This window comes from Crocosphaera sp. XPORK-15E, from assembly GCF_034931425.1.
Classification (GTDB): domain Bacteria; phylum Cyanobacteriota; class Cyanobacteriia; order Cyanobacteriales; family Microcystaceae; genus UHCC-0190.
The window spans coordinates 78,797-104,578 of the sequence record NZ_JAYGHQ010000010.1 but is presented as its reverse complement, the minus strand read 5'-3'; the positions used below and the strand labels follow the sequence as shown (position 1 = coordinate 104,578).

Below are 25,782 nucleotides of genomic sequence, written 5' to 3'. Positions count from 1 at the left end.
AAAGTCCGCAATTGCGGACTTTTTCACAATTCAGAGGGATTTATCGGGGTTTAACCACTAAACGGCGATCTGGTTCTTGTCCCCGACTTTCCGTCTCCAAATCTGCTACCTCTTGTAAAAATGTGTGAACTTGACGGCGTTCTGCTGATGACAGAGAAGGCATTTCGACTTCCCTACCCGTCTGACGAACTTGCTGGGCCACCTGTTGTGTCCAAGCTTTCAGTTCTTCATAACGTTGCAAACGATAACCATTGAGTTCAATGGTAAATCCCTGTTGTTGAGAATCATCCACACTTAAATTAATTAAGGTATTGGCTAGATACTGAATAGCATCAATGCCTTCCCCCCTTTCACCAATCAATAGTGAAATTTGTTCAGGGGTCAATTGAGCGTCATTGATAATTAACCAACATTCATCCGATTCCCCGATTTCACTTTCCCGATATGCAACGGTCACTTCGGCGGGAAACCCCATTAAACTTAAGAGGGTTTCCAACCATTTTTTTCCGTGATGTTCTTGTTGCTCCATATTGACAACTTTAACCTACACTTAACTAGCAATTTAAGAGGTTTTCTCTTTTTTCTTGGAACGCTTCTCAAAGGGCAGGGCTTCTTTGACTTTTTCCGCTTTTTCTTGCTGTTCTACTAATTTTTGCAAGTTTTCTGGCAAAGGTTCCCGCATCAAGATAACGGTTTGTAGGGTCTGAAACATATTTGCCACCACAATATACATCAAAACCCCGGCCGGTAAGGGGAAAAAGAGAAACATTCCACTAAAAATCACAGGGGTAATCTTATTCACCGCCTGTTGTTGTTGGGCCCCTCCTCCTGATGATCCCGATAATTCTTGGTTGATATAAATACTCACACCGAAGAATAAAATCATGCCCAGGATATCCCAGTTAATGCTGCCATCTTCACCCACAACTCCAACCTGTCCCAAGGCTTTGATAAAGAGGAATCCGGTATTAGCCGCAAGGCCTGGAATGGTGGCTTGAATGGTGGCATCGCCAGGTGCAAAGGCTTCAACAGTGCCATCTTCATTAATTTTCAGTCTTTCTGAGCCTTTTGTGACCTGATAGGTGGGTTTAATCGCCTTTTCAGGAGTTTGGGCCACTAATTGAGAAAGAGATTGACCTTCAGCGGTTTGAAATTCGACGTTTGTCTTATCCCCCACTCCCAAGGTATTTCCTGCGGGTAAGAGGGCTGAAATCGGATAGTGAAGACCATCCGTGACGTAAATGTTACTAGGTTTGGTGGCAAAGGGTTGAGGAATAACCCGTTCAATTTGTTCTTGGGGAAGAATTTGGACATCAACGGTGTAGTTGATATCAGAAAAGGGCGACCCCCGTAATGTGGCAAATAAGGCAAAGAGAATCGGCATTTGCAGCACGAGGGGTAAGCAACCGGCCAAGGGGTTGCCAAACTCTTGCATCAGTTTCCCCATTTCTTCTTGCTGTTTGGCCGGATCATCTTTATAGCGACTTTGAATTGCTGCCTGTCGCTCTTTCATTAAAGGTTGAGTAATTCGCATTTTTCGCATATTACGAATTTGTCCCGCACTGAGTGGGTACAAACCGAAGCGAATGACTAGGGTTAAGGCAATAATTGCAAAACCGTAGCTTGGCACAATCCCGTAGAAAAAATCCAGGATTGGCAACATAATATTTGTGGAAATAAATCCGACACCAAAGTCCATTCGTCTTAATCCCAGTTATTTCGCTAATGGGTGATCTTTCTGTAATCCATTGAATAGGCTGAAGGGGTAAGGTTTCAACTGTTCCCCTTCCTTGAGTTGATTTTAGAAGTTATTGAAAGTTATTGACTCGTAATAGCTTCGACGGATTTGCCTGTTTTATCAGCAACTCGTTCAGCCATGTAGTCATATATCTCACGAAACTGGGGAACTGCCCGCATTTCTAGACGACTTTTATCTCTGAGAGTGACAACAATATCCCCCCATAAACCAATGCCACGGGGCATTTTTACCATTTTAATCACTTCACCGTAAATAATATCGGTGCGATCGCGTCCCATCCAACCCCCAGTAATGGAAATCCGACGGTCAGTGATGCGATACCGTAACCAGATAGCTCGTACAATGGCTCCAACGGTCAAGGGTAAACAGATCACCGTAAATCCTAACAGTATATTAATGATTAAATCCCCAATATGGGGGCCCCCTTCATAAAATGTGTTCTCTTTTATTCCCATAAATAATCTCAGCGTTAATTAACAACTCCTTTAATTCTCGCAAAAAATGTTCATATTTGCACTCTATTCCATTACGCTTAATGCCAATGACTATCCGATACCCTGGCGAGATACTAGGGAGTAAAAGACGAATTGCTGCCCTAATTTGACGTTTTAGGCGGTTGCGGATGACAGCTTTCTTACTTACTTTTTGACTGACGGCAATGCCAAATTGCGTCGGTATTGTCCTGTTGTCTGGGTTTATTTGCGGTAAAACCCGCAAAACCAGATGATAACTCTGATACCGTTTTCCTTGACTATAAACAGCCTGAAACGCCTTGGGCTGCTTCAGGCGGTTGTGTTTGGGTAATCCCACGCTGGTTTAAGGGGGGCTTTGACGACGGGAACCGATTTGATCATTATACCGAGAGCCGATGCCGTCCTTTTTTCCGTCGCGCTTGAATCACTTTCCGTCCATTAGTCGCTCGCATCCGCGCCCGAAATCCTGACGTTCTTTTTTGTTTACGTTTAGTTCCCCCTAGGGTACGCTGAGTCACAAATCTATTCCTCCGACAACGCTATTATTTCGCTTAGGTCTTGAAAGACACAGTCTCTGATTATATCCCTAAATTTCCGATAAGTAAACCCCATTACCTGACAGACTATAGTTTTTTGACCTTGGCAAACAGTCCCTCGTTTTTCGGCCACGTTAAGCTAAAATTAAACTTAATAAAGAAATCATAAAAATACATTTTAAGTTCACTGTTAACTTAGGCAAACTTGATGGAATCTCCGCTAAAAATAGCCTCTCTTGGGCTGAATAAAAATCTTGGACTCAACCTCCTCAATTTACCGTCTTTTTCCTTCCGTTTTCTCCGGTTATCCCTAATTAATATCCTATCTAACTTGATGGTTCCCTTATCGGGGTTACTGAGTGTCACTTTCTTAGGACATTTAGGAGAAATTCATCATTTAGCAGGGGTAACTTTAGCGACAATTTTGTTTAATTATCTCTATCGTTCTTTAGGATTTTTACGCACTAGCACCACAGGAATAACTGCTCATGGTGTCGGTGCGAAAAACGACGAAGAAGTATTATTAGTCTTGTTAAGAAATGGGTTATTAGCCCTAATCTTAGGATTGATAATTCTTGCTTTACAATACCCTTTAGGTTGGTTAGGATTTACCCTAATAAGTGCTGCCCCTGCTGTGAAAGCATCGGCTCATGCTTACTATGATCTGCGTATTTTGGGCGCACCAGCCGTTCTCCTTAATTTTGTCATCATTGGTTGGTTTTTAGGGAAAGAACAAAGTAGTAAAGTTTTGCTACTTTCTTTAATTGGCAATGGAGCTAATGTTATCTTAGACTATTTATTGATTATTCGCTGGGGCTGGGAAAGTGGGGGCGCAGGTTTAGCGACATCAATCAGTCAAATTATAATGTGTATTTTTGGACTAATTTTAGTGGCCTTAGAAGTTAACTGGACTGAACTAAAACAGGTAAGTAAACTCCTGAATTTTGAAAAGGCACAAGATAATTTAATGCTCAATCGAGATTTGTTTATTCGTACCTTAGTTTTACTGTCTGCTTTTTCATTATTTACCAGTGTTAGTTCAGCAATGGGAACCCTAGTCTTAGCTGAAAATGCTGTGCTTTTACAAGTATTTTCTTTAGCTGTTTATTTAGTGGATGGTTTAGCTTTTGCGACAGAATCATTAGCAGGAAATTTTAAAGGACAAGGAACCCATCATCAATTAATTCCTCTCTTAAAATTAGCAGGAATTATCAGCTTTTTTGTTGGCTTAGGGGCTGCCAGTGTTTTTGTACTATTCCCTGAAACTTTATTTGGACTATTAACCAATCATCAAGAAATTTTACCAGATCTTAGTGCTTATGTTGTTTGGTTATTACCTGTACTGGGTTTTGGTTCCATTGCCTTTATTTTAGACGGCTATTTTATTGGGTTAGCGGAAGGGGTTATGTTACGCAATACCGCTTTGGGGTCAACTTTTTTCGGGTTTGTTCCCATGGCTATGATTGCCTGGCGATGTCATGATAGTAATTTGCTGTGGTTGGCCTTGTCTAGTTTTATGGCAACTAGGGCTATTTTATTAGGCTTGAAAGTCCCTAAGACCTTAAAATCCTAGTAGGGCCTAACGGCCGTTCCCTAAGAACTGCTATTGAAATCACCCGTTTAGGTGATACTCAAACACCCAAGATGGATGAAGAAATTACCCAAGGTTTCAGGGTACATTGGTAAATGTAAACAAGGACTAGATTGATAGAAATCGGGAGTGAGAAGTCATGTCTATCAAAAGAGTAATTTTGGATACTGTTGTAATTCTTGCCTTTCTCGGTACAACAGGTTTATTTTTCAATTACTTATTAGGGACGCAATTCTCTAATCCTCTGCTCAGCAATACCATTCATACAGAGAAAAAAGCCTAGTTGCTGTCATGAATTCTTGATAATTATCTAATTGTCGCCTCATTTTTAACCTGTTAGTTCACCCAACTAGATGAAGTCTCAATCGCAACAAACATGAGATATTAAGAGTAACAACAATTTCAGTTTTCCCTACATCTAGATTTCCTCCTCAGATGTACCAGATGACCTCCTCCACCCTACAACTAGGGTGGTTTTTCATTGTAGTTGATCTCGTTGTTCTTTTAATCTTCTGATTGTTAGAGTTTTTAAGCAATAGCAAATTCAGTTAACTCACGAGTATCGGGAGCATGAAATGCTAAAACAATATCTTCTTTGGGTACACCTTCTCTTAATAACTCAGTAGTAATACCCTCCTCTGTCCAATCTTCCTCAACATAAATTTTATTATTTTTAATACGAACATAAACAGAAATTGCTTTCACTCGTTTCCCATTTTTCCAGCCAATATTAAACCAAAGATATTGACTTCTTGAGTCATCAAACATTAACACTTCATCTATATCGGGATCAGGAACTTGCAATGAGATTTTTTCATATTCTGTCAAGATTTGTTTAATCAGGGTTTGATAATGAGTTAGTTTGTCCATTTGATGATTTCCTCTTTAGTAATATCGAAAATTAAAAGTAAAACTTTGTATTTTTGTAAAATTAATAGCTCTATTATAAGCGATCGCCTCCTTAGTTAATTAAGATATAGCAATTATTCCTATATTATTATCTTGGGAAAAACTAAGAATACCTTCTTCAAGGGATAGATTGACTTAAAAACTCATCAATTTCTTCAATTAATTTTTTTAGTTGTTTTGCTTTTTTGACTACATCTGAAAGTACCAGTTGGTAATCAATAGATTCAACTATTTCTGTAACTTGTTCCTTAGTTTTCGTATAATTTCGACCAATCAATTGATAAATTTTATCTATATCATCACTAGGGTGTGGTATTGTCTCAACATCAATATTTATTAAATCAAGTCCACAACTTTGTAAAATAAACTCATAAGTTAACAGCTTATCTATCTTACTAAAACATTGCCATTCTGCCAAAAACCATGCCTCTATTTCCATGATAGCTAAAATCATATAAATGGGAATTCCAGTTTTATTTAACGGTTTTATAAATCCTTTCATTCCATTCTCAATTTTTTGTTTATCGTCTAATGATTTTGGGTATAAGTCTCTCACACCTATTATTTTAGTATAGTTATTTTGTGTTAGACTTTGATGTTGACTTTTGATATCAGATAGGACTTGAGATTCACAAGTACAATCATATAAAAGAGCAAAAAAACGAGAATTTTCAATATTCATATCTTCTAATAAATGAGGTGTGCGTCTAGATTTAGTTCCTTGAAATTTATAAATTTTGATAGATATATCTTTTTGTCTAGCAATTTCTTTAAGAAGTTTTACTACAAATATTTGTTCTGTTTGTCCTTCAACAAAAATAGCTATTTTCTTCAGATTCATTTTAATTATTTATCCTCACCAAGTTCTTGTAAAGCAAACTCACTGGTAAAGAAATCAAAATTGTTGAGTCCAATAAATTCAAATTCTTCAAATTTCTCTTTTGAATTAAGTATGTTATGTAATTTAGCACTACCAGATTTTCGTTCAATCACTGACCAATATTCTAAAGGTACACCATTCATAATAAACTGATCATTAGTCGTCATAATTAGTTGAACTAAACCTGTTTCGGCTTTTTCAATTAATAATCTTATAATAGCAGAAGCTCTTTCATAATCTAACCCTTCCCCAATATCATCAATAATAATACAACTCGCTTTTTCTGCTAACAAAGAATAATTTATTTGAATAAATAAAGATAATGCTCTAAACATTCCTTGAGACATGTGTGATTGTTCAGTTATTGCTTTTAGATCATCTTCTTGAACATATAAAAATTGGGGAAAACTATTATATTCATCAGGAGGAGAAATATCACCAAGTTCAAAAAAAGATGGTATTTTTGTTCCTACTTCTGAAATTTTATATCCAATTTCTCCCATATCTTTAATTATTTTATTGGAAAAATTATCTTGAAATTCATTTTTGCCAAGTAAAAAAATACTAATAACATATTCATCATCTTTTAAATCGGTTTTTCTTTTTAGTATATCTATTGTGGGAGGAATTGGTTCTACTCTATTTTGACCTAATTGTGTACCAAATTGATAAAATCTTAAAGACTTTGCCCATTGGTATATGTCCTCTAAAAAAGGATGCTGAATATTATCTCCTCGACGCTTTAAAACTGCTAATTCTGTTTGAGGAGATTGAAAACGCATTTTTGTTTGTAATTCTTCTGCCTTTATAGTACCTTCACCAGATTGACTTCTGTCCAAAACATTTTCATTATTAATAATTAGCTTTTCTTTGACTACTAAACCATTTTCTATTTCTAATACATATTGAGTCTTTTTATTTGGATTATCATTATTAAAATATAAATTCCACTTGTATTTTCTGTCATTAAGACTATGAGCAACACTTTCTCTTAATAACAATTCCGATAATATATATATTGCTCTAACAATTCTTGATTTACCACTAGCATTTTTACCAACAATTAAATTAATTTGACTTAATTGACAATCTTCAATTGTCCATTCATTCTTTAAACCTTCATTATATGTATATTCAAACTTGTCTAATTTCATCTTGTTTCCCTCAAATTAACTGGCTAAATATCTCGGTTAATTAGCTTAACATGAATATTATGAAAGGTGGGCAATGCCCACCCTACTATATTAACTTAAAACTCCCGCAGGAATCCCTAAAATATCCTCAATCTTGGGCATTTCATCTAAGGGAATAACTCGTCCTTCATCTTCAAATCCTTCAATTTCATTGAAGTTTAGATAACGGTATAATTCACCCGCAAAGGGGTCAATTTTTTGAGTGACAATCTCCATGTATTCCTCAACAGTGGGGATTTTTCCTAATAAAGCACAAACGGCAGCTAATTCAGCAGAACCGAGGTAAACTCTGGCCCCTTTCCCCATACGATTATTAAAGTTACGGGTAGAGGTAGAAAACACGGTCGCATTGTCTTCTACACGCGCTTGGTTGCCCATACATAGAGAACATCCAGGCATTTCTGTTCGCGCACCAGATGCGGCAAAAGTACCATAAACCCCTTCTTCTCGTAGCTGTTTTTCATCCATTCGGGTTGGGGGACATATCCATAAAACAGATTTAATGCGTCCGGCCCCTTCTAAAATCTTAGCGGCTGCGCGATAATGTCCGATATTAGTCATACAGGAACCGATGAACACTTCATCCACTTTGTCCCCTGCACATTCGGACATCAATTTAACATTATCTGGGTCATTCGGTGCAGCAACAATGGGTTCTTTGATCTCGCTTAAGTTGATTTCGATGATGTCTGCATATTCTGCGGTTTCATCCCCTTCCATTAATACGGGATTTTTTAACCATTGTTCCATTTTTGCTGCACGACGCATCAAAGTTTGAGAATCTTTATATCCCCGCGCAACCATATTTTTGATTAGGGCAATATTGGACTGCAAATATTCAGCAATAGTCTCTTTTCCTAACTTAATTGTTGACCCCGCACAAGACCGTTCTGCTGTTGCATCGGTTAATTCAAAAGCTTGTTCTACTTTTAAATCTGGCAACCCTTCCATCTCCATAATACGGCCATTGAAAACATTAATTTTGTTCTCTTTGGCAACAGTTAATTTACCTTGTTGCATGGCAACCCAAGGAATAGCATTAACAATATCTCGTAATGTCACCCCAGGTTGTAATTCCCCAGTAAACTTAACTAATACTGATTCTGGCATATCTAAGGGCATAACCCCTAATGCTGCTGCAAATGCGACTAAACCGGAACCTGCGGGGAAGGAAATACCCAAGGGGAAGCGAGTATGAGAGTCACCCCCAGTCCCTACCGTATCGGGTAATAACATCCGGTTTAACCAAGAGTGAATGATACCATCCCCAGGACGCAATGCTACCCCTCCACGAGTCGAAAAGAAGTCAGGTAACTCATGGTGAGTTTTGATGTCTACGGGTTTGGGATAAGCAGCAGTATGACAGAAACTTTGTAGGGTGAAGTCTGCATTGAACCCTAAACAAGCGAGTTCTTTTAATTCGTCACGGGTCATGGGGCCTGTGGTATCCTGAGAACCAACAGTCGTCATGATGGGTTCGCAAGAAGTCCCCGGTCTGACCCCTGGTAAACCGCAAGCTTTACCGACCATTTTTTGCGCTAAAGTAAACCCTGGGATCCCCCCGTCTTCGACACCCCCCTTAGTAAGGGGGGAAGGGGGGATCGGACGGACAAATATCGTGCTAGGTTCTAATCCTAAAGCGTGACGGGTTTTATCGGTTAAACCCCGTCCAATGAGTAAAGGAATGCGTCCACCGGCCCGAACTTCGTCTAGAATAGTGTCAGGTTTAGTGGTGAAAGTAGCAATAAGTTCTCCTGCTTCATTAGTAATTTCCCCTTTGTAGGGATAAATGATGATAACGTCACCCGTTTCCATCTCTGAGACATCGCATTCGATGGGAAATGCACCAGAGTCTTCCGCAGTATTGAAGAAAATAGGGGCAATTTTTCCGCCTATAATATAGCCTCCTGACCGTTTATTAGGGACAAAAGGAATATCATTGCCAATATGCCATAAAACCGAGTTGATGGCAGATTTACGGGAGGAACCAGTCCCTACCACATCCCCAACATAAGCCACAGGATAACCCTTTTCTTTCAGTCTGGCAATGGTTTTCAGTCCATCAGGCATGGATGATTCTAACATTGCTAAGGCGTGGAGGGGAATATCAGGCCTTGTGGTAGCATGGGGAGCAGGGGATAGGTCATCGGTGTTGGTTTCCCCAGGGACTTTAAAGACAGTAACGATAATGCTTTCAGGGACTTTGGGTTTACCGATAAACCAGTCAGCATTGGCCCATGCGTCAACAACTTGTTTTGCATGGGGGTTAGTTTCAGATAATTCTAAAACCTCATTGAACACATCAAAAACTAACAGGGTTTTGCTTAATGCGATCGCTGCGGTAGATGCGAGGGTACTATCAGAAGATTTGAGTAAGTCTACTAAAGATTGTACGTTATAGCCTCCCATCATGGTTCCTAAGAGGTCAATGGCCCCTTGACGAGAGATGAGGGGACAAGTTATCTCACCCTTAGCAATACCTGTTAAAAACCCTGCTTTAACATAGGCCGCTTCATCCACACCAGGGGGAATTCTATCCTGTAATAACATCAAAAGTTCTTCTTTGAGTTCTTTGGGGGGATTTTTTAACATTTCGCATAGTTGCGATGTTTGTTCTGCGGTTAAGGGGAGGGGAGGAATACCAAGTTTTGCTCTTTCTGCTGCGTGTTTGTGATAGTTTTCTAACATTTAGTCATTCTCCTGCTATGTACTTCTTGCTGTTGCGATAGAAACTGTTTAGGGTATCACTCTTAAGGGTATCAAGTTTATTCTGTAACAGTGTGGAGGCTTTTGTTAAGTTTAGGGGAAAGAGTGTCACAAAATATTGGTGAAACCTCTATAAAATCTAAAGAGGGTTGATATGTCGTCTAGAATATGCTGTAATTTTAGTTAAAGTAAATACACAAAGCACAAGGTTAAATCAAATTCATGCTGATTGAGTTCAAAGTTGGTAATTTTCTGTCTTTCAAAGAGACAGTAACTTTCAGCATGGTTGCCTCTGATATTGATAGTCAAGATTCAGAATTAGATACTAATAACGTATTTGCAATTAATCAAGAATTAAGTTTGCTTAAAACTGCTGCTATTTATGGTGCTAATGCCAGTGGTAAAAGTAATCTAGCAAAAGCATTAGGTTTTATGCAAAGCTTTGTAATTAATTCTTTAAAAGCGATACAAATAACAGATACTATTGAAGTTGAACCTTTTAGACTTAGTACAGAAACAGAAACTCAAGCATCATTGTTTGAAATGACTTTTATGCTCGAAAAAAGAGTTTACCGATATGGGTTTAAAGTATCTAAAGATAGAGTGATTGAGGAATGGTTGTTTCATACTCCTAAAGTTAAAGAATATCAATTATTTAGAAGACATGAAAAAAAATTCAAAATTAACAAAAAATCTTTTTCTGAAGCCTTAAAATTAGAAGATAAAACAAAAAAAAATTCTCTATTTATTTCTGTTTTAGCACAATTCAATGGAAAAATATCCAGTGAAGTAGTGAAATGGTTTGCTAATTTGCAAGTCATTTCTGGGTCAGGTACTCATGATAGCATTTATAAACATTTAACCGTACAATCTTTCAAAGATTCTGGTATAAAAAGAGATGCAATTAAATTAATCAAGGATTTAGATTTATCAATTCAAGATATTAGTATCATTGAAGAAAAAATATCTACTGATAATTTACCTAAAGATATACCAGATGAACTTAAATCACTCATTTTAAGATCCACAATGGAAAGACATAGTATTCAAACATCTCATGAAAAATATAATGAGAAAGGTCAAGTTATTGGATTAGAAAAATTTGATTTAGAGCAAAATGAATCTGAGGGAACTAAAAAAATATTCTATTTTTCTACCCTTATTTTAAATGCTTTAAAACATAATCAAATCCTTGTTATCGATGAATTAGATGCAAGATTACATCCTCTCATAACTCATAAAATCATTCAATTATTTAATTCAAATCAGTATAATCCTAAAGCTGCACAACTTATTTTTATGACTCATGATACTAACTTGCTAAATCCTAACTTATTTGGTAGCAGATTATTAAGAAGGGATCAGATATGGTTTACCGAAAAAAATACACAAGGAGCTACTGATTTATATTCTTTGGTAGAGTATGATATTGAAGAAAATTCAGAATTTGAGTCAGATTATATTCGAGGTAAATATGGTGCAATTCCTTTTGTTGGTAATTTTATTAACATCTTATCTAACTAAAAATGTCTAGAAACAGTTCAAAACTTTTTCAAAGAATAACAAATCAGAAACCTCCAAGAAAAAGGTTTCTGATTCTTTGTGAAGGTGCAGAAACCGAACCTAATTATTTTAAATCATTTCAACAGATAGGGAGAGATAATCAAACCGTAACTATTATAATTGAACCATTAGGAGCAGTAGGAATAACAGTAGTAACAGAAGCTATAAAACGAAAACAGCAAGATGGTGATTATGAAGAAGATGAAGTCTGGTGTGTTTTTGATAGAGATGCAAAAAAAGAAAATAACAATAAACAGAACTTTAATGAAGCTATTAGATTAGCATTTGAAAATAAGTTAAATTTAGCTGTTTCTAATGATGCTTTTGAATTATGGTTTTTATTGCATTATGAATACTATCAAAGTGAAACACACCGAAGTGATCTAAAAGAAATGCTAAGTGAAAACAAAAGACTAGGAGAGAAATACGAGAAAAATTCTGAGAATATGTATGAAAAACTTAAAGATAAACAATTTGATGCTATTAAGTTTGCTAAAAAACTTTGGAACAGCCACAAAAGTAACGATAATGAAAATGATGAAAAAGAACTTAGTGTTCAAGAAAGTATTGAAAGACATAATCAAAATCCATCAACAACTGTTTATAAATTAGTAGAAAAACTTAATGAAATAATTATAAAAAAAAATAAAAATCAGGAGTCTGAATGATGCAATTAACTTACACTATTGTTATTTTATGGTCAGATGAAGATCAATCTTTATCAGTAAATCAACAACCATTGACTACGATAATATAACCAACCAAGAAAAGCACTGAAAAACTCAGTATATTTTCTCTTATGTAAGACTTGACAAAATAATACTTGTAGGGGTCAACAGCCGTTGACTCCTACGAATATTAGGAATAAAAGACAATCTATAAATTAACCATCTCTAGGATATAATTATCATTTTGTTGTTATCAGTGTCAATGTTTATTCGGTGAGAGTATTAGGGTTCATTAATATACTCAATCAACAAAATAAATACTAAAGTTGACATTCACATCAAATTGATCTAACATAAATGGAGAACATAAACGGGTTACTTATGCTAACTTTCATTTGTAATGCCGTATCCAGGGTGAAATACCCCTGGGCCAATTTTTTGTTTAATTTATATGAGTGTTGTTGTATATGAGGAATTCTACAAGAAGATATGTAAGGATTTAAAAATTCCTCGTAATCATCCCGTAGAATCTCAAATTAAGCAGTTTCTGAGTTATTGTCATTATGAGCGTCTCAAAGACAGCTATGGTCAACTTTCTTCAGATCGTAAGGAACTTCTCAAGGAATTATACCCAAAACGTCGCAACTGGAAGAAATCTGGGACTTTGGAGATCTCTATTCCAGCTAAAAAGGAGAGTTCTTTATCAGATCGTGAACAGGCTCTAGTTGATCCTAACAGATTTTGGGGAATGGTTAAAGGAGAATATAATCGTTCGTTACGAGAATATGCCTTTCTTTATCTCGCATTCAATGTTTTGGAAGATAGTTTAAGGTGTGCCGTTGATTTGCATTATACTAAACATTTGAATAATAGCCATTGGTATAAAGATAGAAATTGTTACCCTAAGTGGATTGAAGATAAAAGGTATACTCAATGGTTTCCCACAGAGTTATCTTTCGCTGAAACTATTGCATTTATATCTGATTCATCTGCTTGGGATAGTTATCAAACTAAAACTCTTTTTGACAATAAGAAGAATCCAGAAAACACTAATGAAACTTTATCTAAATTAAGTAGATCTGAGGTTGATGAAAAATTAACAATTTTGCGTCATCGACGCAATAAGGTTTATCATCATAATCTTATTAGTGATGGAACTGTTAGTAATACGAGAGATCGTATTTATGAGATTTTAAGGTATTTGGGATTGAAACCAAAATTAGTGATGGAGAGGATTATTGGCAATTCAGAAACTTTACCATTGTATCGAGGGAATTAGATCAATTACATCCTAATAATCCCTCTAAATGGTGATTAGGGTCAACGCCCGTTGACCCCTACGGATATATTAATCAACCCATTAATAATATCAATGAACCCTAAAATTAATGAAATTTGGTTAATTTATTTTGTAAAGAGTTATGACGATTGAAACCCAAAATCTCATGGCAATGTCTTATAATTATAAGCAAGACTCTATTAGTAACTAATTTAGTTAACCATGTCTCAAGCAAAAATAAACCCTACTATTACTGAAGCTAACAACCAGACTAATGACTGGAAAAATTTAATGGAAAATATTAAATATCCCAACCCAGAACTAGAAAAACAAAGACAGGAAAAATTAAGCAAATTGTTAACAGAATGGGAAACAGAAGATTTGCAAGAACAACAAGAAACTTGGAACTTTCTGCAACAAGCAGTTAATGAATATAAAATAAATATTTAGTTTTTTGTTCAATGAGTAAAGTTATTTTTCTTGATTCTGCTATTGTGGGGATGGTAACAAACCCGAAAGCAACACCTAACAATTTAGAATGTCGCTATTGGTTAGAATCATTACAACAGAAAAAATACATATTAATATTATCTGAAATTGTCGATTATGAAATCAGACGAGAATTATTAAGAGCAGGAAAAGTTAAAGGGATTAGAAAACTTAATCAATTAAAAGAGACTATTGGTTATCTTCCTATCACAACAGAAATTATGCTTAAAGCTGCTGAATTTTGGGCAGAAGCAAGAAATAGAGGAAAACCGACAGCATCCCCTCAAGCACTTGATGGAGACGTTATTTTAGCAGCACAAGCAGTATTAGTAGAAGAAGCAGGAAATGAAGTAATTATTGCTACTACAAATGTTAAACATTTATCACAGTTTATTGATGCAAGAGATTGGAGATTAATTAAATAATAATGTTTGTCTTATAATATAACGAACCATGACCCCTACAATAGATTGAATCTTTTATGCTAACATTAAATTTAATGCAAATTTAGTGCTATTATCAATCCCATGATTAATTTAAGTACCGATATTCAATCCCTATCCACCTTTAAACGTAATACCAACGAACTTGTTGCTCAAATGAAAGAAACAGGTAATCCTGTTATTTTAACCATTAATGGCAAAGCAGAATTAGTGGTACAAGATGCAGATTCCTATCAAAAACTCCTTGATACAATAGAACAATTAGAAACCATTATTGGGATCAAAAAAGGATTAGAGGATATAGCAAAGGATAACGTACAATCCTTAGATGATTTTGTAGAAGAAATGCAAAAAAAACATGGAATACAAAGTTAAATTAACTCGTAGTGCATCTATAGATATTGAATCCATATATCTTTGGTTAAAAGAAAATAACCCTGTTCATGCTGATCAATGGTTTAGAGAATTTGGGTATTTTAAACTTAGCCACCAAATTACTAAGGTTGAAAATACACAATGAAAAAAATTATCGGTTTTGTCGCTGTCAGTTTAGTTGCTGTTTCATCCATTACTATTCAATCGCAAAATAACTCCGCTTTTGCTTCATCCTCAAGCACTGTTGCACCGAATCCAAAATGTAATATAAAAGGTAACATTTCAGTTAGTACGGGTAAAAAACTTTATCATGTTCCCGGACAACAAGATTACGAAAAAACTGTAATATCACCAGATAAAGGTGAAAGATGGTTCTGTAGCGAAGAAGAAGCTAGAAAAGCTGGATGGACTAAAGCACCTCGATAAAAGCTTGTAGGGTGGGCAATGCCCACCTTATGATCAAAGGGCTTTGTTAAGTTTAGGTATAAGTTAGATTTGGGTTGATATTCTTAGAGGAATTGATATAGAATGGAGCAAATTTATTAGGTTATACTGACCTCAATAGATTATAATGTAGCTAATACTAATAGAAGCAGTTTCCAGATACCATAATCAATGACTAATTCCCCAGAAGAAAACCCTACCCAAAGAATTGCCACAAAAAACGATCCTCATACTGATTATCGTTGCCTTGATCTCAATAAACTTACCCCCATGAATCAACATTATGTGGCGGTAAAAAAACAATATCCTAATGCGTTATTAATGTATCGTGTTGGGGATTTTTTTGAATGCTTTTTTCAGGATGCTGTTACCATTTCTCAACAATTAGAATTAGGTTTAACCAGTAAAGATGGAGGCAAAGAAATTGGGAGAGTTGCTATGACAGGGGTTCCCCATCATGCCTTAGATCGTTATAGTCGCTTATTAGTAGAAAAAGGCTATGCTGTGGTCATTTGTGATCAGGTAGAAGACTCTGCTCAAGCTGCTGCTGAGGGGCGAATGGTAGAGCGACAAATTACTAAATTGTTGACCCCAGGAACTCTCACCGATGATGAGATGTTATCAGCAAAACGTAACAATTTTTTGGCTGCTGTTGTTATTGCTGGAGAACATTGGGGACTCGCTTATGCTGATATTTCAACGGGAGAATTTTTTACCACACAATCAAAAGAATTATCACATTTAAACTTAGAATTATTGCGCTTACAACCCTCAGAAATTTTAATCCCAACTAACGCACCTGATATTAATAGTTTATTACGTCCTGGAGAAAGGTCTGAACATTTAGCTGAAATCTTACCAGACTGCTTTTGTTATTCCCTGCGATCGCAAACACCTTTTACTATAAATGAAGCCAAACCAAGACTTTTAATTACCTTTGGAGTACGCTCATTAGAAGGGATGGGATGCGAACATTTACCCCTAGCAATTCGTGCTGCTGGAGGGTTATTAGAATACATAGAAGATACTCAAAAAGCTCATCAAGTTCCCCTGCAAATTTTACGCACTTATAATCAGGTTGACTTTCTTATTTTAGACCACCAAACCCGTCGCAACTTAGAAATTACCCAAACCGTAAGAGATGGCAGTTTTCATGGGTCTTTATTATGGTCATTAGACCGCACTTGCACCGCTATGGGAGGACGAGCATTACGTCGCTGGTTATTAGAACCTTTACTCACTATTAAAGGTATTAAAGCGAGACAAGATACTATTCAAGAATTAATAGAAAACCCTTCACTAAGACAAGATTTACGACAGTTATTACGCAGTATTTATGATTTAGAACGTATTACGGGAAGAGTCGGTGCAGGAACCGCAAATGCCAGAGATTTATTATCTTTAGCAGAGTCATTAGTTAAGTTAAAGGACTTAGCAGAATTAGCTCAAGAAGGAAGTTCTCCCTATTTAAAAGCCCTGCAAAATGTTCCTCCTGAATTAGAAAATTTAGGTCAATATGTGATCGATAATTTAGTAGAATCTCCTCCCTTACATTTAAAAGATGGGGGTGTAATTCGAGATGGTATTAATGCTGATTTGGATGCTATGCGTCATCGTCTTGAAGATGATCGTCAATGGTTAGCTAATTTAGAATTAACAGAGCGACAAAGAACGGGAGTTTCTAATCTTAAAGTTGGATATAATAAAACATTTGGCTATTATTTAAGTCTACCTCGTAGTAAAGCAGAACAGGCCCCAGATAATTATGTCAGAAAACAAACTTTGACCAATGAAGAACGTTATATTACCCCTGAATTAAAAGAGCGAGAAACCCGCATTTTAACGGCACAGGATGACCTCAATAAATTAGAGTATGATGTGTTTGTCGAATTGCGCTTAAAAGTGGCTCAGAAAGCCCAAGAAATTCGGCAAATTGCGAAAGCGGTTGCTGCTATTGATGTATTATCGGGATTAGCAGAAATTGCGGTTTTTCAAGGATATTGTCGCCCCGAAGTCGTTGAAGATAGACTCATCGAAATTCGGGACGGTAGACATCCGGTTGTTGAACAATCTTTGCCAATAGGTTTATTTGTTCCTAATTCAACCTTTATGGGAGATAATAAAGGAGAAGGAACTCCAGATTTAATTATTTTAACGGGGCCGAATGCTAGTGGAAAAAGCTGTTATTTAAGACAAGTTGGACTGATTCAATTAATGGCCCAAACTGGAAGTTTTGTACCAGCAACCTCAGCTAAATTAGGCATCAGTGATCGCATTTTTACCCGTGTGGGGGCGGTGGATGATTTGGCGACAGGACAATCAACTTTTATGGTAGAAATGAATGAAACAGCCAATATTCTCAACCATGGGACACAAAAATCATTGATTTTATTAGATGAAATTGGACGGGGAACCGCTACCTTTGACGGACTTTCTATTGCTTGGGCAGTGGCGGAATATTTAGCAACAGAAATTCAAGGAAGAACAATTTTTGCTACTCATTATCATGAATTAAATGAACTTGCTTCTATCCTTTCTAACGTAGCAAATTATCAAGTTACGGTGCAAGAATTCCCCAATGAAATTATCTTCTTACATCAAGTTCGTCCAGGGGGTGCTGATAAATCCTATGGTATAGAAGCAGGAAGGTTAGCGGGTTTACCTCCTTCCGTTATTAGTCGTGCTAAACAGGTGATGAATCAGATAGAAAAACATAGTAAAATTGCTTTAGGATTACGCCAAGGAATCAAAAAAATGAGTCCTGTTAAAGATAGCAAAAACCAAGGAGAATTAATTGAACAATTAGACATTTTTGGTAATTAATAAGAGTTAATTTTGTTTTTTATGATCAATGCCTTCCTTATTTTTCTATTGTAAAATTAAGCAGTAAAGGATGAATCAATTGGGTGAACTTTTTCTGTTTTTTCTTCTAATTTATTCTGACTGGCTTCAATTTCAGGTTTAATTATTTCAGGTTGTAGCACCGTAATATGAAAATCTTTGCGTGTTTTAGCTCTCAGGAATTTACGTTGTAAGGTTTCCCATTCTTGCCATTTTTGATAACGACTTTCTCGTAAATTTTGAGAAAATATAGGCATAGTTTCCATGATATTATCCTTAAACACAGTATCAAGAAACTCCGCTAACACAAAACTATCTTGAATATCACCTAATACTGTTTGTATATCTTTGACATCTGTGAGATAGTTTTCATACATATCTCCATAAAACTGTGTAAACAGTTCCATATTATAGCGAGTACGTTTAGCTTCTTTCCGTAAATCATGTAAAATTAGACCTTGTTTTGTTAATAGGGTTTCTACTTCTTCCTGGGATAAACCATCAGATAAAAAAGTTTCTCCTTCACCAAATTTAACGCCAAGAAACCACCCTGAATGAAGCATAAATTGACTAACTTGAGGAAGTAGAAGATCTGCTAATATAGTATGAATAGAAATAGGAGCAATATCATTATAAGTTGGTTGATTTAACCACTGCTCAAAGGATTCTTTAAGCTTCAGATAATGTTTGCTATTCAACAAATTTTGGACTGTTTTAAACGCTTTTTTTCTCTGTTTAGCTAACGTTAATAAAGCTTGATCTAGATGGGTTTGTTCTTCCGTGGGTAAATTTGGGTAATATTTGTTTTTTAAAGTGTCTTCTAAAACATCAATATCTCGTAAACTACCTAAAACTTGTGCAACTTTTCCTACCTTCTTCTCTTGAGCATTTTTCGGTAAATCTAAAGCAGAATTAAACCCCTTAATAGCACTTCTTAAACGCCGCATTCCCACCCGCATTTGATGTAATTCTTCGGGATCTTTATCCTCTAAAACAGCCAATTCATACTTAATAAATTTATGATAATGTTTAGCGATCGCCACATAGGCCCAGTCGCCAAATGTTTTCGGTTCATGTTCTAAATATTTGGTCATTTTGCAACCTCCTAATGACACCTTACTTGACAAGGTTTTACTCTGTTTTTGATACGTTTTTTAGGCTGAACTTTTACCTTATCTTCATTCTAAGCCATGATACCCTAAAAGTTATCAAAATGTTAAGTAATTTTAAGCGAAGCTTTACTTTTTATTCAACTTATTAGAATTTATGTTGTTAATTAACTATACTAATAATTAAGAGTATCAGGCTTTTAAGGTAGTATTAACGTGCATTATTTTCTCTTTCTCCCTTCTCTTATAAGTGTCATCCTATTTACCATGATGGGATGTCAAAAAACCTCTGTCACACCTCAAATTGAGTCATCTCCTGTCATTGTTCCTTCTCCGACTCCTCTGGTGTCTCCTGTATCTCCTGAAGAACGAAAAAAAGCGGCCGAGTTGCGACAATTAGGCTTAAAATATCGTCAACAGGGACAATTTTCTGAGGCGATCAAAACCTTAGAAGAATCTGTTACTTTTGATCCTCAAAATCTATCTGGGTTAGTATTATTAGGTTGGACATATCATTTAGCAAAACAACCAGAACCCGCCATAAAAAACCTACAAAAAGCTTTAACTGTCGAGCAAAATCATGTTCCAGCTTTGAATGCTTTGGGTATTGTTTATTTAGTGAATAACAACTTAGAACAAGCTGTTAAAATTCATAATCAAGCCATTACCTTAAAACCAGATAATGAAATTGCTCACTATAATCTAAGTTTAGCGTATCATCTTCTGAAACAATATGATCTTGCCCAAACCCATGCACAAAAAGCAACAACTCTTGAACCTTATAACCCTCATCCTTGGGTTGCTTTAGCTATAATTTACTGGCAAAAAGGAGAGACTAAATTAGCAAAAGAAACCTACAATAAAGCCATTTCTTTAGATAGCCGTTACCGTCAAACTAATTTTTTAAATCATCTCAAAGAAGCAGGATTTAGCCTAGAACAAATTCAGCAAACTCAGAAAATATTAGAAGCCATGTAATGAATTAACTATTAACTATTAACTATCAAATCCCAATCTCTCCCACAATTCTGCCATCATTAATCGCTGTAACCAAGGCTTCCCAGTCTTTTTGATTTTGATCGCCATAAGCTTCCGCAAAATCGGCGATCGCCTCATCCAAAACCGAGGAACTACCACAATATCCGGCAATTTTCGCAATATCTCCTGATCGGGCATGGGCCCGAGCCAATAAAGTCCCACAAGCACGAGCATACATCACAAAAGCTGACCCATTCAACCATTCTAAGGGAATTGAACCCTTCATATTCTTCATCTGACGCACATAAAAAGGAGTCCCGTCAATAGAAGTCCAGCCCAATAATACATCCGTCGCCGCTTGTAATACCCGTTGTCCTAAAACAACCCGTCGCCCTTGGTGGGATGCTGCGGGGGGTAAAGACGGGGTATAGGGAGCAAAACAAGAAGAAACTGCCTCTTTAACCTGTAAAAACAGGGGATCATTGTCATCATTACCCAATAACATCACGATATAGGCTTTTAGTCCCACACTCCCCACTCCGACAATGCGATGAGCGACATCAGCTACCCGATACCTCTGAAACATGAAACGACGCTCAGGAGATAGGGTTTCTGCATAGGATATTAACCCCTGGATCACTTTTTGGGCTGTTTCTTCATCCGTTCTTTTTAGGATAGGTGGATCATTAGAAAAACGCCAATTTCCTCCAACGGTACGATGGGCTAATTTATTTAGTAAGTTAACATTGGTACTAGATTGGGCTTTTTTAACCGCTTTTTCTAAGACTTTTCTAGTCTTTCTATCGGGTTTAAACACCGGAGTCGTTTGCCCAGGATAATGATGCAAATACCACACTTCTAACACCCGTAAACTTTGCAACCGGACCGCATTGGCACGATAACCAGCAACACAGGCCATCACCGCTTTGCGGCGCGTGTTTTGATTGAGTCCCTGTTCTCTCCCTGCCACATTAACACTAGCGGCCAACCGCTTGAGATCCCATTCCCATGCTCCATAAGTCACTTCATCAAAGTCATCCAAATCAAAAACTACCGTGCGTTGTGGGGTTCCATATAGCCCAAAATTATTAAGATGAGCATCCCCATCTACCAAAACTTGAATACCGGAGACTGGGGTATGAGCGAGATCCCAAGCCATGATCGCCGCTGTCCCTCGCATAAAGGTAAAGGGTGATGCCGACATCCGACCCATGCGAATTGGGATTAAATGGTCTTGACGACCCTCATTCGTCGCCAAAATGAGATCTATGGGGTCAGGACGGTTTAAGGCAGGTTGCCAGTGACTATGAGCTTCTCTGGGGGTCTTTAAACGCAGGGATTTACCCCATTCCTGTCGTTGCTGCCAAGGTTCTATTAACAAATGGGGCTCATAAAAGGGGTGATGCTGCCAAGGTTCGAGATCAGTTCGTTCAAAAAAGGGGTGATGGTACTTGTTTCCGGGTTGCGTGCCGTTGGGGGTAGGATGGTTCACAGTTGAGGAGATGCGAGAGAGGGTAAAAGGGCAACCACAGGGGGTTGTTCCTACCTTAAAAAATAACTCAACTTATCGAAAGTTCTTCGCAATAATCAAAAAGTCTTTAGAATGTCACAAATTAAAAATTTGTATTTTGTAGTATAATTGTAGTGTTTGCGTTTCAAATAAAAATCTATGCCTTACGAACCCTTACCCGTTTCTACGTCTAAGCCAGTTTTATCCTGGGCAAATCACGATTTGGCCTCCGCAGAACTCCAGATGGCCAAAAATGTTGCCTCTCTACCTTTTGTTTATAAACACGTTGCTTTAATGCCCGATGTTCACTTAGGAAAAGGTGCCTTAGTTGGGTCAGTTATTGCCACTGAAGATGCAATTATTCCGGCGGCTGTGGGGGTTGATATTGGTTGCTTTACAGGAGATACTTTAATTCCTTTAGTAGATGGAAAATCCTATCCTATTGAACAACTTGCCCGCGAAAAAAAAGCTATCTATATCTATTCTTGTACCAATACAGGGCGCATTGTTGTCAGTGAAGCAATTGCTCGAAGAACTCGTCAGAATGCCCTTTTAATTAAGGTTATTCTTGATAATGGGGAAGAAATTAAATGTACTCCTGACCATCAATTTATGCTCAGAGATGGCACTTATACTGAAGCTTGTAATCTTGAGTCAGGTACTTCATTAATGCCTTTTTATTCTAAAAAAGATCAAGAAAGTAACGATCATTCTGCCTATCATCGTTCCTTAGTAGAGAGAAATAGTCATTGGCAATCTCCAAAATTTGAAGAAGCGAGAAAGCAAGCTTTAGCGGCAAAAGCTAAAACAACGGAAGGGCATAAATATTTTGCTGAAAGAGGGACAAAAAATATCCTTCAATATATGCAAATGCGTCCCGATCATTTTGAGCAATCTGTATCAGGTAATGGACAAAGAGGACGACAATATCTGATCGAATATAACAAAAGTCAAAAAGGAAAACAAAAAAGCCAAGAAATTGCTAATCGCCTATACACTTGCGAAGTCTGTGGAAATGATGTTAAAAGCCCAATAGGGCTTCATAACCATCGAAAATATCAACATGGCTATAACCACAAAGTTGTTGAAGTTATTCCTTTATTATTCACAGAAGATGTTTACTGTTTAAGCGTTCCAGAATACAATAATTTTGCCCTAACAGCAGGGGTTTTTGTTCATAACTGTGGTATGGCAGCAGTTAAAACACCCTTTACTGCTGATCAATTAGACGGAAAACTTAAGCAAATTCGCTCAGAAATTGAAGCAGCAATTCCCGTTGGTTTCAATGAGAATAAAGAAGCTGATAAAGCAGTTACTAATTGGTCAAATTGGCATGATTTTAAAGACTTACATCCAGGGGTACAACGACTGGAAACAAAAGCCCTAAGACAAATGGGATCATTAGGAGGTGGCAATCATTTTATTGAGGTTTGTTTAGATACAGAAGACCAAGTTTGGTTAATGTTACATTCTGGTTCCCGTCATATTGGTAATCAATTGGCCCAATGTCATATTAAAACAGCTAAAGAGTTAGCAAAACTGGTAAATCTTCGTTTACCTGATCCAGATTTAGCTTATTTTGTTGCAGGTACTGATGAATTTGCGGCTTATTGGCGAGACTTACAATGGGCGCAAAATTATGCTCGTTTTAACCGTGATGTAATGATGAATCGTTTTAAAAAGATTATTGAGAAACATTTAGCAGGAGGTAAACAAATAAAACCTTTATTATCAGTTAATTGCCATCATAATTATGCTGAGAAAGAGCTACACTTTGACAAAGAAGTTTATGTAACTCGTAAAGGTGCAGTGAGAGCAAGAGAAGAAGATTATGGGATTATTCCTGGTTCAATGGGAGCAAAATCTTTTATTGTAAAAGGTAAGGGAAACCATGATAGTTATTGTTCTTGTTCCCACGGAGCAGGGCGTTTAATGTCTCGCACTAAAGCGAAAAAAGTCTTTACCCTTGATGATTTAATTGACCAAACTCAAGGGGTAGAATGTCGCAAAGATACAGGGGTATTAGATGAAATTCCTGGGGCATATAAACCGATTGAAGAAGTGATGAATAATCAGTCAGATTTAGTGGAAGTTGTGGCTACTTTGAAACAGGTTTTATGTGTGAAAGGATAATAAGTTAAAGGTGGGCATTGCCCACCCTACAGTTATGCTATTTGAGTTTTACTTTTTTGTTGCAGGAATTTGATGATTGAAGCTTTTTCTAACAAGCCCACTACTTTGCCATTTTCTCGAACTACTGTCAGTTGTTTTAGGGGATCATTTTCCAGGAGTTTTGCCACATCTAATAAGGATTTATTAGACTCAATAGTGATCATATCTTTAACGGGTTGCATGACATCAAAAAGCTTAATTTCTGTCCAGTCAGAGGTAGAAATCTTTTTCAATGAATCAACTTCAATCACACCAGATAAGATTCTTTCTTGACTAACAACGAGAAACTTTCTCCACTGATTTTTACCAATGACATAATCATTGACAAACTCACGAATACTTAAATCACCAGAAACAATCGGACTATCAGGAATAATGGCATCTTCTGCTGTATAACCATTTAAGGTTTCTTGAACTTTGGCAGATTGAGCAGAAACCCCCGCATTTTGTAACAGGAAAAAGCCAATCAATAAAGTCCAGAAGTTACCAACTTGACTGATTCCTAAGATAGATAAACCACCAATAACGACAGCCAACCAACCAAAAACTTGACCGACACGACTGGCAAAAATAATCCCTTTATTGGGGTTGCCTGTAATTTTCCAAACCAGAGATTTAAGAATATTTCCGCCATCTAAAGGTAAACCAGGAATTAAGTTAAATAATCCTAGGAATAAGTTAATAGAAGCTAGTAACTCAAGAATTGCTTCAATCGGGGCAGGAAAGGAAAAAGTGACGACAATAAAAAACAGGATAGCACATAATAATAAGCTAACGGCCGGCCCTGCGATCGCTACCAAAAATGCTTCTAAAGGAGTCTCAGATTCCTTTTCTAAACTGGCTAATCCACCAAATAAAAATAGGGTAATTGATTTGACATCAATACCTTGAGAAAGGGCTACAAAACTATGGCCTAGTTCGTGGGCTAACACAGAAGCAAATAATAATAATGCTGCAATTAAACCCAAAATCCAAGGAACAATTCCATTTAGTTGGGGAAATAATGCCAGTTGTCCCCCATAACTTATGGTGACTAATCCTAATACTAAAAACCAGGATGGATTGACATAAAAAGGAATGCCAAATAAATTACCAACTCTTATATTGTTATTCACTAGAATAACCTCCTATTTTGTCAGGGATCTTAAACTATTCCGCTGTTCATTAATTCCATTGTAACGAAATGTAAAATTGATAACAGCCATAAATTATCGTGAAACCCGTCATTGGAGGTTCGGTTAATGGGAAAACTGATCCATCTTGGTAGGGGTTTAACAGTGTTAAACCCTCATAACAAAAGTCAGATGTTACCGAAATGAGCGATCGCTGAAAAAATTCCAGGTTTTAAAAATACAATAAGTAGTCACTTTTATTTAGGGACTTAGGATGAGTAAATTTTCTTGAAATTTACTCAGATAACACCACAATTTCCCCAATCATTCCCGCTTCTTTATGACCAGGAATTGAACAATGAAGTTCATATTTTCCTGGTTTCATAGGAACTAAATTCCATTGTGCTTCGGCTGCTGGCTTTAATTCTAACTCATGAATTGCTCCTTTTATTTCCACATTTCCCGCTTTAACATTTTGTGTCCAACTTGCATCAGCAAAATCTTTTGACGTAAAATAATGTTTGATTGGACTGGGATTATCTAACAAAATTTTATACTTTTTTCCTGCGGTAAATTCTAAATGATTAGGCACAAAAATTAACTCTCCCCCTGCATTTCCTAAACTTACTTTTACTTCAGTCATATCAGTTGCTGCTAATGTATCAGAAACATTCATGAGACAACACATCAGCAAAATACTAAAGACAAAGCCACAAAATTGTTGAATTTTTTTGAATCTTTTCATGATTTTT

General features: G+C 36.7%; 25 protein-coding genes. 12 read left to right on the top strand and 13 right to left on the bottom strand.

Features of this window, described 5'->3' with window-relative positions; all coding sequences use genetic code 11:
* Positions 1-40: 40 nt before the first annotated feature.
* The 5 genes from VB691_RS12720 to rpmH all read right to left on the bottom strand — a co-directional run bounded on the left by VB691_RS12720 (position 41) and on the right by rpmH (position 2,750).
* Positions 41-529 carry a protein jag gene (locus tag VB691_RS12720; RefSeq protein ID WP_323291872.1) on the bottom strand — a complete coding sequence of 163 codons (489 nt, stop codon included), beginning with the start codon at positions 527-529 and terminating at the stop codon, positions 41-43.
* 33 nt (positions 530-562) lie between these two features.
* Entirely contained in the window at positions 563-1,699 is a 1,137-nt protein-coding gene (gene yidC / locus VB691_RS12715) for a membrane protein insertase YidC (protein WP_323291871.1), read from the bottom strand.
* A gap of 119 nt (positions 1,700-1,818) precedes the next feature.
* On the bottom strand, positions 1,819-2,214 hold the full coding sequence (locus VB691_RS12710) for a PH domain-containing protein (RefSeq protein ID WP_323291870.1): 396 nt from the start codon (positions 2,212-2,214) through the stop codon (positions 1,819-1,821).
* Positions 2,186-2,569, bottom strand: a complete 384-nt coding sequence (rnpA, locus tag VB691_RS12705) for a ribonuclease P protein component (RefSeq protein ID WP_323291869.1) — start codon at positions 2,567-2,569, stop codon at positions 2,186-2,188. The genes VB691_RS12710 and rnpA overlap by 29 nt, the downstream gene beginning before the upstream one ends.
* 43 nt (positions 2,570-2,612) lie before the next feature.
* Positions 2,613-2,750 (bottom strand): 50S ribosomal protein L34, encoded by a 138-nt coding sequence (rpmH, locus tag VB691_RS12700; protein WP_323291868.1) that lies wholly within the window; start codon positions 2,748-2,750, stop codon positions 2,613-2,615.
* 226 nt (positions 2,751-2,976) lie between these two features.
* Between rpmH and gntT the strand changes: the two genes are divergently transcribed.
* Together gntT and VB691_RS12690 are read left to right on the top strand one after the other, a co-directional pair.
* Positions 2,977-4,341 (top strand): guanitoxin biosynthesis MATE family efflux transporter GntT, encoded by a 1,365-nt coding sequence (gntT, locus tag VB691_RS12695; RefSeq protein ID WP_323291867.1) that lies wholly within the window; start codon positions 2,977-2,979, stop codon positions 4,339-4,341.
* A gap of 157 nt (positions 4,342-4,498) precedes the next feature.
* Positions 4,499-4,642 (top strand): hypothetical protein, encoded by a 144-nt coding sequence (locus VB691_RS12690; RefSeq protein WP_323291866.1) that lies wholly within the window; start codon positions 4,499-4,501, stop codon positions 4,640-4,642.
* A gap of 245 nt (positions 4,643-4,887) precedes the next feature.
* Here the strand turns inward: VB691_RS12690 and VB691_RS12685 are convergent, their stop codons facing one another.
* The 4 genes from VB691_RS12685 to acnB form a co-directional block, all read right to left on the bottom strand.
* On the bottom strand, positions 4,888-5,229 hold the full coding sequence (locus tag VB691_RS12685) for a XisI protein (protein WP_323291865.1): 342 nt from the start codon (positions 5,227-5,229) through the stop codon (positions 4,888-4,890).
* Between the two features lie 157 nt (positions 5,230-5,386).
* The gene (locus tag VB691_RS12680) at positions 5,387-6,109 is read right to left on the bottom strand and encodes a DUF4276 family protein (RefSeq protein WP_323291864.1); all 723 of its coding nucleotides are present in this window, start codon (positions 6,107-6,109) and stop codon (positions 5,387-5,389) included.
* Positions 6,110-6,114: 5 nt separating this feature from the next.
* Positions 6,115-7,302, bottom strand: a complete 1,188-nt coding sequence (locus VB691_RS12675; RefSeq protein WP_323291863.1) for an ATP-binding protein — start codon at positions 7,300-7,302, stop codon at positions 6,115-6,117.
* A gap of 90 nt (positions 7,303-7,392) precedes the next feature.
* Positions 7,393-10,029, bottom strand: a complete 2,637-nt coding sequence (gene acnB, locus VB691_RS12670) for a bifunctional aconitate hydratase 2/2-methylisocitrate dehydratase (RefSeq protein WP_323291862.1) — start codon at positions 10,027-10,029, stop codon at positions 7,393-7,395.
* A 240-nt stretch (positions 10,030-10,269) separates the two neighbouring features.
* Here acnB and VB691_RS12665 point away from each other — a divergent pair, with 240 nt between their 5' ends.
* The 8 genes from VB691_RS12665 (at position 10,270) to mutS (ending at position 18,131) form a co-directional block, all read left to right on the top strand.
* Entirely contained in the window at positions 10,270-11,571 is a 1,302-nt protein-coding gene (locus VB691_RS12665; RefSeq protein ID WP_323291861.1) for an ATP-binding protein, read from the top strand.
* A gap of 2 nt (positions 11,572-11,573) precedes the next feature.
* On the top strand, positions 11,574-12,278 hold the full coding sequence (locus tag VB691_RS12660) for an RloB family protein (protein WP_323291860.1): 705 nt from the start codon (positions 11,574-11,576) through the stop codon (positions 12,276-12,278).
* Between the two features lie 451 nt (positions 12,279-12,729).
* On the top strand, positions 12,730-13,557 hold the full coding sequence (locus tag VB691_RS12655; RefSeq protein ID WP_323291859.1) for a hypothetical protein: 828 nt from the start codon (positions 12,730-12,732) through the stop codon (positions 13,555-13,557).
* A gap of 222 nt (positions 13,558-13,779) precedes the next feature.
* A complete protein-coding gene (locus VB691_RS12650; RefSeq protein WP_323291858.1) occupies positions 13,780-14,007 on the top strand; it encodes a hypothetical protein in 228 nt (75 codons plus the stop codon).
* 11 nt (positions 14,008-14,018) lie between these two features.
* Positions 14,019-14,471: a nucleic acid-binding protein gene (locus tag VB691_RS12645; RefSeq protein ID WP_323291857.1), complete on the top strand. Its 453-nt coding sequence runs from the start codon at positions 14,019-14,021 to the stop codon at positions 14,469-14,471.
* A 102-nt stretch (positions 14,472-14,573) separates the two neighbouring features.
* Positions 14,574-14,864 carry a type II toxin-antitoxin system Phd/YefM family antitoxin gene (locus VB691_RS12640; protein WP_323291856.1) on the top strand — a complete coding sequence of 97 codons (291 nt, stop codon included), beginning with the start codon at positions 14,574-14,576 and terminating at the stop codon, positions 14,862-14,864.
* A gap of 141 nt (positions 14,865-15,005) precedes the next feature.
* On the top strand, positions 15,006-15,290 hold the full coding sequence (locus VB691_RS12635; RefSeq protein WP_323291855.1) for a hypothetical protein: 285 nt from the start codon (positions 15,006-15,008) through the stop codon (positions 15,288-15,290).
* A 189-nt stretch (positions 15,291-15,479) separates the two neighbouring features.
* Positions 15,480-18,131, top strand: a complete 2,652-nt coding sequence (mutS, locus tag VB691_RS12630; RefSeq protein WP_323291854.1) for a DNA mismatch repair protein MutS — start codon at positions 15,480-15,482, stop codon at positions 18,129-18,131.
* A 56-nt stretch (positions 18,132-18,187) separates the two neighbouring features.
* On the opposite strand, the gene VB691_RS12625 is transcribed toward mutS, so the two are convergent.
* Positions 18,188-19,243 (bottom strand): CHAD domain-containing protein, encoded by a 1,056-nt coding sequence (locus tag VB691_RS12625; RefSeq protein WP_323291853.1) that lies wholly within the window; start codon positions 19,241-19,243, stop codon positions 18,188-18,190.
* 282 nt (positions 19,244-19,525) lie between these two features.
* Between VB691_RS12625 and VB691_RS12620 the strand changes: the two genes are divergently transcribed.
* Positions 19,526-20,236, top strand: coding sequence for a tetratricopeptide repeat protein (locus VB691_RS12620; protein ID WP_323291852.1), 711 nt, complete (start codon positions 19,526-19,528; stop codon positions 20,234-20,236).
* A 25-nt stretch (positions 20,237-20,261) separates the two neighbouring features.
* On the opposite strand, the gene VB691_RS12615 is transcribed toward VB691_RS12620, so the two are convergent.
* Entirely contained in the window at positions 20,262-21,728 is a 1,467-nt protein-coding gene (locus VB691_RS12615; RefSeq protein WP_323291851.1) for a DUF2252 domain-containing protein, read from the bottom strand.
* A gap of 177 nt (positions 21,729-21,905) precedes the next feature.
* Between VB691_RS12615 and VB691_RS12610 the strand changes: the two genes are divergently transcribed.
* On the top strand, positions 21,906-23,879 hold the full coding sequence (locus VB691_RS12610; RefSeq protein WP_323291850.1) for an RtcB family protein: 1,974 nt from the start codon (positions 21,906-21,908) through the stop codon (positions 23,877-23,879).
* A gap of 32 nt (positions 23,880-23,911) precedes the next feature.
* Here the strand turns inward: VB691_RS12610 and VB691_RS12605 are convergent, their stop codons facing one another.
* Positions 23,912-25,033: a site-2 protease family protein gene (locus VB691_RS12605; RefSeq protein WP_323291849.1), complete on the bottom strand. Its 1,122-nt coding sequence runs from the start codon at positions 25,031-25,033 to the stop codon at positions 23,912-23,914.
* Positions 25,034-25,325: 292 nt separating this feature from the next.
* Positions 25,326-25,775: a cupredoxin domain-containing protein gene (locus tag VB691_RS12600; protein WP_416245055.1), complete on the bottom strand. Its 450-nt coding sequence runs from the start codon at positions 25,773-25,775 to the stop codon at positions 25,326-25,328.
* Between the last annotated feature and the right edge of the window lie 7 nt (positions 25,776-25,782).